This window comes from Lysinibacillus sp. NPDC095746, assembly GCF_044763535.1.
Lineage (GTDB): Bacteria > Bacillota > Bacilli > Bacillales_A > Planococcaceae > Lysinibacillus.
Genome location: NZ_JBIWGL010000013.1, coordinates 120,593 through 131,205, shown reverse-complemented (window position 1 = coordinate 131,205; position 10,613 = coordinate 120,593). Strand labels below are relative to the sequence as shown.

Annotated in this window: 7 protein-coding genes, 1 pseudogene and 1 other annotated feature; all 8 genes and pseudogenes read right to left on the bottom strand. The window is 37.6% G+C overall.

Features of this window, described 5'->3' with window-relative positions:
• Window positions 1-362: 362 nt before the first annotated feature.
• Window positions 363-1,616 (bottom strand): bifunctional folylpolyglutamate synthase/dihydrofolate synthase, encoded by a 1,254-nt coding sequence (locus ACIQ7N_RS11815; protein WP_402932169.1) that lies wholly within the window; start codon window positions 1,614-1,616, stop codon window positions 363-365.
• On the bottom strand, window positions 1,613-2,908 hold the full coding sequence (locus tag ACIQ7N_RS11810; protein ID WP_402932167.1) for a bifunctional folylpolyglutamate synthase/dihydrofolate synthase: 1,296 nt from the start codon (window positions 2,906-2,908) through the stop codon (window positions 1,613-1,615). Before ACIQ7N_RS11810 ends, ACIQ7N_RS11815 begins: the two co-directional genes overlap by 4 nt.
• Before the next feature lie 220 nt (window positions 2,909-3,128).
• The gene (locus tag ACIQ7N_RS11805; RefSeq protein WP_402932165.1) at window positions 3,129-5,774 is read right to left on the bottom strand and encodes a valine--tRNA ligase; all 2,646 of its coding nucleotides are present in this window, start codon (window positions 5,772-5,774) and stop codon (window positions 3,129-3,131) included.
• 117 nt (window positions 5,775-5,891) lie between these two features.
• Window positions 5,892-6,169, bottom strand: a binding site (T-box leader).
• A 268-nt stretch (window positions 6,170-6,437) separates the two neighbouring features.
• A complete protein-coding gene (locus tag ACIQ7N_RS11800; RefSeq protein ID WP_402932163.1) occupies window positions 6,438-7,361 on the bottom strand; it encodes a valyl-tRNA synthetase in 924 nt (307 codons plus the stop codon).
• Window positions 7,362-7,837: 476 nt separating this feature from the next.
• A complete protein-coding gene (locus ACIQ7N_RS11795; protein ID WP_132357001.1) occupies window positions 7,838-8,284 on the bottom strand; it encodes an SRPBCC family protein in 447 nt (148 codons plus the stop codon).
• Window positions 8,285-8,833: 549 nt separating this feature from the next.
• Window positions 8,834-9,046 (bottom strand): annotated as a pseudogene (locus ACIQ7N_RS11790) (aspartate aminotransferase family protein); the annotation flags it as partial.
• Between the two features lie 274 nt (window positions 9,047-9,320).
• Entirely contained in the window at window positions 9,321-9,533 is a 213-nt protein-coding gene (locus ACIQ7N_RS11785; protein ID WP_402932161.1) for a hypothetical protein, read from the bottom strand.
• Window positions 9,534-9,880: 347 nt separating this feature from the next.
• Complete coding sequence (locus ACIQ7N_RS11780; protein ID WP_402932160.1) at window positions 9,881-10,243, bottom strand: hypothetical protein; 363 nt, start codon at window positions 10,241-10,243, stop codon at window positions 9,881-9,883.
• Window positions 10,244-10,613: the final 370 nt, after the last annotated feature.

Sequence of the window (10,613 nt, the reverse complement as noted above, 5' to 3'; positions counted from 1 at the left end):
AGAGTCACAGTGCCAAATGAAAAAAGCGAGGTATTCGACGATTAACCGCTGAATACCTCGCAATGTGAGAAGATATGGACTTTTTCAGTGCCCTCATTCTTTACTCTACTATTTGTAAGATTAACTTTGACAAAAAAAGGAATTAGAACATTACCTTAACGTATGGTTGAGTTCCGTTCCGACTGGGCGCTTTTATTCGTTATCACCAAGAAGAAATTTTCGATTAGAAGAGAATAAATGGAAAGACCGGAGTACCCCAAAATTAAAGAATTATTTTTCACACTAAATTTAAAAAATCAGGACTCATTTTTAATGAGAACCTGATTTTTTACTGCAAATATATTGTTCACTCAAACTAGATGTTAAATATTTTTTAATCTACTTCGTACTTCTGTTAATAAATACAACGAACCCGAGACAATCGTTCTCGATTTGTTTTCTGACTGTCGTTTTAAAAATTGCCCATAATCCTCTAAAATTGCTTTATGAGAAGCGTTCGACAGCTTAAGCATGTTGTGAGCAGCCATCGCACGGGGATTATTGAAATCAACAAAATAAAAACAATCACTTACCTGCTCGAATTGCTGCAAAATCTCTTTTACAGCCTTATCCGCAAGAATACCAATTACAAAAGTAATCTGCTCATTTGGAAACTCTTGCTTAATCGTTGCGATTAATTCTTTAGCACTCGCTGGATTATGCGCACCGTCTAAAAAAATATAAGGCATAATTTCTTCAAAACGTCCTAAAATAGTTGCGTTTTTCACAGCTTTTTGAACAGCTTCTTCACTAACTTGTAACTCTAAAGCGGTCGCCACTTCAAGAAAGGCTGTAATAGCTAGTGCCATATTATTTGCCTGATGAGCCCCCTTCATTGTGCGCGTAAGCTTCGTTACATGGAAGCCATTGCCGTTATGCATATAGCCCTCTCCATCTTGCTCTTGTTCCACATAAAATTGTTGATTTAGTTCAAGAACAGATGCATACTTTTTTTGAGCTTCCTGATAAATTAATTTCTTCGCTTCTAACGGTAGATCCCCAATAATAACTGGACGATACGGCTTAATAATTCCTGCTTTATGACGGGCAATACTTTCAATCGTATTTCCTAAAAAATTCGTATGCTCTAATGCGATACTCGGTATGATTGACACAATTGGTGTAACCACATTCGTACTATCAAGTAAGCCGCCCATTCCTGCTTCAATAAGGGCAATATCTACATCACTAGCGACAAAGTGTAAAAATGTTACAACCGTTAAAAGTTCGAAATCTGTTAGTTTCCCACTTAGTCCGGCAGTCTGCATTTGTTGAAATACACCATTCATTTCCGCTTCTGTAATAGCTTGACCCGCTACTTGAATTTGGTCATGTACGTCCACAATACAAGGAGACATAAATTTACCAACACGTAAGCCATGTTCTTTGGCGATAGATTCTAGCAATGTAAGTGTAGAGCCTTTACCGTTAGTCCCTGCTAAATGCACGACTTGCAATTTGTTTTCTGGATTACCTACTCGAACTAATGCCTCTTCAATCGCAGTTAGTCCAGGTTTAATAACATCATCACTCTGAACATTCCACTTTTCCTTGTAGCTATTCAATTTGGGAATCATCGTTGTTCCCCCTGAAGCCATTGTCGTATTTCAGCTATAAAATACAATGAGCCTGTAATGACGATAACATCCTCATTTATATTTCTTTGGTGTAGCATCGTTTGCACCATTTCACGCCATTTCGCATTATACATTTTGTTCGTATTTGTAGATAATGCAGCTAATTGATCAGCAGGCATAGCATTTGGCAGCTCAATTTGTGTAAATGCAATGGATGTAGCAATACTATCCATTAAAGCAATACTTTTCGCATGATCTTTATCCGATAGTGCTGCATATATAAATCGATAGTTTTGGCGTGGATAGACCGTTTTAAGCGTTTGAATTAGTGCGGTAGTTCCTTCAGAATTATGTGCTCCGTCTAATATAATATTGCCCGGTAATTGTTCAAATCGGCCAGCCCACTGAGCTTTTGCCAGAGCTTGACGAATTGATTCATCTGAAATGTCAATGGCTCCATTCTCTCTTAACGTCAGGATTGCTGTAATCGCAAGGCTTGCATTATTTATTTGATGCTGCCCAGCCATTTTCAATGGGACAGCTACCATCTCCATATTTTCTTTTCGATAATTAAAGTGCTGTATAGTAGTACCTTGTTCAATGTTTTCAACCGTAAAGTTCTTCCCTAAAACAAGACATGGGGCATGACGCTCATTTGCTACCTCTTCGATAACCGTAAGTGCCTCCGCACTTTTAACACCCACTACAACAGGTATATTTTCTTTAATAATGCCCGCCTTCTCAAACGCTACCTTTGCTAATGTATCTCCTAAAAACGCAGTATGTTCTAGTGAAATCGTTGTAATAATTGACATTAAGGGCGTTATGACATTCGTAGCGTCTAAACGTCCACCTAGTCCTGTTTCAATCAGCGCAATATCCACTTCTTGATCCGCAAAATGTTGGAACATAATAAGTGTTACAACTTCAAAAAAGCTCGGAAAGTCACCATCACAATGTGCCTCAATAATCTCAGCAATGTTGTTCATATAGTGTAGAAATTGTTCATCAGAAATTTGAATTCCATTAATAGTCATACGTTCATTAACACGCTCTAAATGGGGTGAAGTAAAGGCGCCAACTTTATAGCCAGCATGTTGTAACATTTCTCTCAGCGCATTCACTGTTGATCCCTTGCCGTTTGAGCCAGCTAAATGGATAGCTCGTAGCCTATCCTGTGGGTTATTAAGAAGTGCTAATACCTCTCGCATTAATACGAGCGGTGCACGTTTATAATCAACTGCCTTTAACGTAAAAATAAAATCTGTACATTCTTGCATCGTTTTAAACAAAAGAAACACTCCCTCTTACTACAATATCTTTATTTTAGTATAAGTAGCGCCCAATACACATATATTTCGAAAAAAACTCTTGTACTTTGAATGAAATACTTTTGCAGTTGTTTGTGCACAAATAGTGCTCCCACATGATTTAATTACTATATGTTTTCACCTAAAACTTTTGTTGCATATCAAAAACAGCGGATGACTTTCGCCATCCGCTGTCCTAATATTACATATTTTTCAGTTCTTCTAAACGTTTTAATACAACCGCATGTTTACTTTCATAATCGGCTAATTTTTCACGTTCTGCATTAACTAATGCTTCTGGTGCTTTGGACACGAATTTTTCATTCGATAACTTACCAGTTACAAGTTGGACTTCTTTTGCCCACTTCTCTAATTCTTTTTCAAGACGAGCAATTTCTTCTTCTAGATTAATAAGTCCAACAAGCGGTAGGAATAGTTCAGCTCCAGTAACTACTGCTGTCATCGATTGACCAGGAGCTTCTAAATTTTCTCCAATTGTTAGCGTTTCTGGATTACAGAATTTTTCTAAATAGGCTTTATTGGCTTCAAGTACTGTAGCCGTTGCTACATCCTTCGCTGAAATGTATAGCGGCACTTTTTTGCTCATAGGTGTATTTACTTCCGCACGAATATTACGTACCGAACGTATAATATCCATTAGGAGCTTCATATTGTCTGCTTCCTCAGCAAAATGAAGATCCGTACGTACAGTTGGCCATGCTGCCACTGTGATTGATTCACCTTCATGAGGTAAGTGCTGCCAGATTTCTTCTGTAATGAATGGCATGAATGGATGTAATAGACGCATCGTTTGATCTAAAACGTAAGCTAAAATAGAACGAGTTGTTTTCTTAGCTGCTTCGTCTTCACCGTATAACGGTAATTTCGCCATTTCAATATACCAAGAACAGAAATCATCCCAAATAAAGTTATAAAGCTCGCGGCCAACTTCGCCAAATTCGTAGCGTTCTGCAAGAGATGTTACACGTTCAATTGTTTCATTTAAACGAGTTAGAATCCATTTATCGGCAACTGATTTTTCACCAGTTAAGTCGATTTCATCAAATGTCATACCTTCCATGTTCATTAAAGCAAAACGAGAGGCATTCCAAATTTTGTTAGAGAAGTTCCAAATGGCTTCTACTTTTTCAGTTGTATAGCGTAAATCCTGACCAGGTGAAGATCCAGTAGCTAAGAAGTAACGCAATGAATCGGCACCATATTGATCAATAACGTCCATAGGGTCTACACCATTGCCAAGTGATTTACTCATCTTACGTCCTTCACCATCACGTACTAAACCGTGAATTAAAACATCTTTGAATGGACGTTGACCTGTAAATTCAAGACCTTGGAAAATCATACGAGAAACCCAGAAGAAAATAATATCATAACCAGTTACAAGTGTGCTTGTTGGATAGTAACGTTTGTATTCTTCATTTGTCTCATCCGGCCAACCCATTGTAGAAAATGGCCATAGTGCTGACGAGAACCATGTATCTAAAACGTCTTCATCTTGTGTCCAATTTTCTGCATCTGCTGGTGCTTCTTTTCCTACGTAAATTTCACCTGTTTCATTGTGATACCAAGCTGGGATTTGGTGACCCCACCATAACTGACGAGAGATACACCAGTCACGAATGTTTTCCATCCAACGAGAATATGTGTTTTCAAAACGAGATGGTACGAAGTTCACTTTGCCTTCTTCATCTTTTTGAAGAGCAAGTGAAGCATCTGCTAGTGGTTGCATTTTTACGAACCATTGTGCTGAAAGATACGGCTCTACAACAGCACCAGAACGTTCAGAGTGACCTACTGAATGTGTATGCTCTTCAATACGAATAAGCACGCCCGATTCTTGTAAATCAGCTACGATTTGCTTACGGCATTCAAAGCGATCCATACCGTTATACTTGCCAGCAAGCTCGTTCATTGTACCATCTTCATTCATAACAAGAATGCGTTCAAGGTTGTGGCGGTTACCAACCTCAAAGTCATTAGGATCATGTGCTGGTGTCATTTTTACAACACCAGTCCCAAATTCCATATCTACGTAGTCATCTGCTACGATAGGAATTTCACGGCCAACGATTGGTAAAATAACTGTTTTACCGATTAAGTGTTGATAGCGCTCATCTTTCGGGTGAACGGCTACCCCAGAGTCACCTAGCATTGTTTCAGGACGTGTAGTTGCAACTTCCACATATCCCGACCCATCAGCTAATGGGTATTTCATATGATAGAATGCACCTTGAACATCTTGATAAATAACTTCAATATCTGATAAGGCTGTTTTTGCAGCAGGGTCCCAGTTAATAATGCGTTCACCGCGATAAATTAAGCCTTTTTCATATAATTGAACGAAAACAGCTTTAACTGCATCGGAAAGACCTTGGTCTAGTGTGAAACGCTCACGAGAATAATCTAATGCAAGACCAAGCTTCGCCCATTGATCGCGAATATGCCCAGCATACTCTTCTTTCCATTCCCATGTTTTTTCTAGGAATTTTTCACGCCCTAAATCATAACGTGACATATTATCTTCACGTAGTTTGGCCTCTACTTTTGCCTGTGTTGCAATACCTGCATGGTCCATTCCTGGTAACCACAGTGCATCGTAACCTTGCATGCGCTTCATACGAATTAAAATATCTTGTAATGTTGTATCCCAAGCATGACCAAGATGTAATTTACCTGTTACATTCGGCGGTGGAATAACGATAGAATAAGGCTCCTTATTACTTGTAGGCTGCGCCTCAAAAAATTTCCCTTGTAACCACCATTCATAACGACCCGCTTCAATGGACTGTGGATCATATTTTGTAGGCATTGAAATGTTTTCTGTCATTTTGACTCCTCCTGTTGACTTAATAATTTTACCGGTGTGATATCGTTCTGTTTTTATGTCTCAGCTAGAGGCACATATACCAGAAGATTGATGAAAATAAAAAAAACTCCTAACGTCTAAAAGGACGAAGGAGTTTAAATTCGCGGTACCACCTTTAATTCCAGCAGAGGCGAGTTAAGCTGCCACACATTTTATCAGAAAAAATGTACTACTCGCTTAAACCTTTTACTACTGGCTCTCAATTCGGTAACGGTGTTTAACCGGCTTTAACTACTGTTAATTCACTAAAGCTGCTCAAGGGCTACATTCAATTAGGTACAAATAGAAACTTTTCAGCTACCGTTTCCTCTCTTAAAATGTACTAATAATTTACTCTTCCCTGTCATAGCATCTATATTCGACTTTTTCACATTGTACCGCAAAATCGTGCATTTTTTCAAGTGATTTAGTCATTTTTAGGAAGCACTACTAGAAAAGGAAGTGAAAATTCAAATGCGACGACGTAAGTATAATCCTTGGCTTTTACCACCATGGTTACGACAATTTCGTTTTTATTGTAAAACGATAATTGTACCAATTTGTGTTTTTCAGTTTATACGTGTCATCATCATTCCAACATCTGGAGATTTCATCATCTTATTGCTCCTGCTACTTCTATGCTATTTACTTTTGAATGAAGTCATTTGAAACACGAACCTTTAGCGGTGTATAATCTTCCGTTAAATCCCAAATCATCGATGGAACTTCATGCCAGGAGCTGGATTCACGGACTACAATATGACTTGAGGATTCCCTCAACATTTTTTTTTGCTCAGCTGGTGCAGTCTTTTCTTTTTTGTCTGAAGCTACTATTGCTTCAGACTTTTCCTTTTTAAATGTTACCGATTTTTCCTTTTGTTCTGATGTTGTTACAACTGTAGAGTTTTCTACTTGTGCCGTAGCCGCTTCAGCTGTAGGTTTTTCTTCTTGTGTCGAAGCCATTACAGCTATAGTTTTTTCTTCTTGTGCCGAAGCAACAACAGCCGCAGGTTTTTCTTCTTGAATCGAAGCTACGACAGCCGCAGGTTTTTCTTCTTGAATCGAAGCTACTACAGCTGCAGGTTTTTCTTCTTGAATCGAAGCTATTACAGCTGCCGTTTCTTTTATAGGAGATCCCTTCTCTATTTGAGCTGAGGCATTGACAGTAACAGGCTGTTTTTCTAAAGCGAATGCTGGCTCAGGCTCATTAAAAATACTTGTAACCGTCCATTCGAGCTGACACATCTGATTCGTCAATTTAGGTCGAACATCCTTTACCATTAAATCTTCAATAGCTGCTTCCTTTGGTAAATCTACATTTAAAGGAACTGCATACTCAAAATAACCAGTATCCCCTTGAATATCGAGCGCATCAATTTGTACTAATTCTTCATCATCAAGAAAAGCTTTCATGTCTTGAAAATCAAAACGAACATGCGCTGTGATATGATAGATACCCATTAAACGTAGAGAATCTTCTAACTGCATCGTCTGCCACCGTGGCATAATTTGTACGTCTGCTATTTCTGTTGGACTGCCATAACCAGGAAAACAAAAAGTTTCACTCATATTCCAAGTTTTCTGTTCGATAATAATCCCTCCCCTTGCATCATATGAAGCTTCGAAGGATAGTATGCTATAGAATTTCGTCTTGGCCTAAAAATATAGCTGTTACTTTTTATTTTCACGAAGATATACAATGCATTCGGATTTTGTATTGTTCCCAAGGGGAGCGCCCCGGCCGTAATGGGAATCAGCCCCAATAATGAGCCTAAAAAAGGCATACTAGAACGTCTAGCATGCCTTTTTACTGTTTATTTCAATTATGTTATGCCTCGGCTATTCGTCTGGAATTTGCTTTTACAAGGCCGATTCCATGACAGTGCTTTGGGCTAACAAAAGTGTTTTGCGCGAAAGCGAAGCGTCAGCGGCAACAGCACTGAGGTTGGTCACTCAGGCGTTTTCACTGGATGTGAAGTTTTCAGCCTGAGTTCCCCTATTTCAGCGAGCGTTTGAACATCCGCTGAAAAAAGTTACCAGCGTTATTATACATTCACCAATTTAATTTTATTTGCTACACGGTCTGTTAACATTTGTGTTGCTTTAGGTACAATCGGCTTAAAGATTGGATTTAAAACTGGACCAGCTAATCCTCCTGCAGTTACTTCTAAGAAGCCTGTCATTTTTGTATTTTCTGCATCAATACTTTCCGCTAGAAAATAACCGTTTCCTGAAAAGTTATCAGAAAGTCCTTTTAATTCGAATGTTACTTTTGTAGGAGCTACCCATTCTAAAATAGTAATCTCTACTTGTACTGTTTTTTTCAGAACACCAACATTGCCTTTAAACGTCCAATTTGAATGTTTTTCATCAATCATTTCATGTGCATTATAACCTGGGACAAGCTTTGCCCATTTTTCCATATCACTGACGAAATCCCATACATTTTCAATTCCTACGGGTACTTCGACCATATGTGTGCCAGTTGCCATATCAATTCACTACTTTCTTTTACGAATAGCTATATTATATACGATTTCGCCCACAATTTGGCTATGCTGAAAGTTATAATTTTAATAAAAATTTTTTCAAACGGAAGCGATCATACATTCATTGTCATTTAACGGATAAAAATGGATCACCAAAACGTGTGGTTGATTTCCGTTCCGACTGGGCGCTTTGTTGCTGCCGCTACGTTAGCACTACGCTTTCGCACAGAGCAAAGCTTCCTGGGGGCGTCCGATGAGCCGCTTCGCTTTGCTGCAGGGTCTCGGGCCAACAGGATGTTGGTCACGAAGGCGTTATCACAGAATGTGATGCTTTTAGCCTTCGTTCCTCTATCGCTGATCCCCAAGGAGTCGCCCAGTCTCCACTCCAATCAACTTATTTACATAGTAGACATTTTAACAAAAGTCATAAACTACTATTGGTGGTGAACTGCAAAAATATAAGCCATTACAGACCAAGGCAAATTACATTAGTAAACAACAAAAAATAGCATGCCAGAAAATATTTCTAGCATGCTATTTTGTAACTGTCTATTATCTTGCTAATTGTGCAAATACTTTATGGAAGGCATCAACTGTTTTTGCGATATGCTCCTCTGTATGTGCGGTAGAAATAAATAAACCTTCAAATTGAGATGGCGGTAAGAAGATACCTTCCTCTGCCATTAGACGGAAGTATTCAGCGAATAATTGCAAATCAGACGTTTTTGCTGATGCAAAATCTATAACATCTTCATTCGTAAAGAAATTAAATAAGATGTATTTACCTTATTCACTCTTAATGAGCAGTATTAATCGCTATAATAGTGTTTTTGTTTTCAATTAACTTATAATTACTACTTCTTATTAAATTCTATTAATTTTAAGTATACAGTAATGGTTACTTTTTGAGAAGTAGCTTTTTAAATAGTAAATAAAAAAAGAGAGCCGACTGCACACTCTCTAGTACTAATTATTAAGCTGTTTCAACCTCATTTTAATTTTATTTGCTAGCGTAATAGTCTCAATGAAAGAAGATTTTTTACTCTCCACTTTGAGGGGAGACTAAAATACTAAGACCACGTTCTTCTCCATAGTCCCACATTTTCACCCAAGGATATGTGTTTTCAGGTAGAATAAAAGTCCGTTCTTCTAATGGATAAATTGTTGACATATCACATTTTGTGCCATGTACCTTGGTTGCTGGATGGATACTTATTTCTCTGCCAGTATCGTTATAATATACAAATTTCAAGTTTTACCCCCTCCATTTTATAACACCTAATACTCAAGTGAATTGCAGCTTTATATGATTTATTTTGAACCTCGTTCAATTCTATATTTCTGCCTGCTAATTTGGGTAACAATGTAATCGCTGACACCTTACAATTTTTCGCTTCATTTATCTAAGTAGTTAATTCCGTGTATACAATTTTCATAACCCCACCGAATTTATACATCACATCTTTATCATGATAGTTAGTCCTCAACTACAATCGAATCAATATATGATGCATAAGTACCATGTCTCCTAAATGACCCAACTCCCCTTCCTCCTTTTTCTCTTATTAATTCTAATATCAGTCTAAACTCCCGTTGCTGCTAATCAAAATCAACTGATATCACTTTTGCCTTACAATGAGAAGTACCCCACATTTCTAGGTGATTAAATTTAATCCTGACGACCATACCTTGATAATCAAACATACTATCATTAGCAATATCTCTTTTCTTTATCCGTATCATATCTAGTTTTTCTAATTTCTCATAATAAGCTTTTTTAACTAAGCTATCATTCTTCAATTCATCAGGAACTTTACTAAAATAGCCTTCTTTAATACTTTCTTTTACAACATCAGGCTTTAGAGATTTTATTAAATACTTATAATCTGTAAACTCTTCTTCACTTTCAATCGTGTGTAAAAACATTCCCAATCCAAAATTCAAATCTTTAAATCTTACCATTCCTTCCTCCTATGCCACATAAAGTAGCTACAATATTAGCTTGTTAAGCTAGCCTTCTACTTCAGAGTATAGTAATAATAGGAAGAAAAACAGAATGTTTAAAAATTTAGTTTTATGGTAAAATATTAACAGGAACAGCACAAAAGTAACATAATAATATGTACCAAATAGATTTCACATGCTAAATAAAAGAAAAAGAGAGCCTACTTCTTGCTCTCTTGAATCAATCCACCCATGCTCCTATTGCCCATGGTCAGCGCTTCTGATACGTCACTAAAGTAATGATTTTACACTCTTAGTGCAACAAAAAAGAGAGCAAGTTTCTGCTCTCTTTCAAGTAACATCATGCAATTAATTTAAACGATTTTCT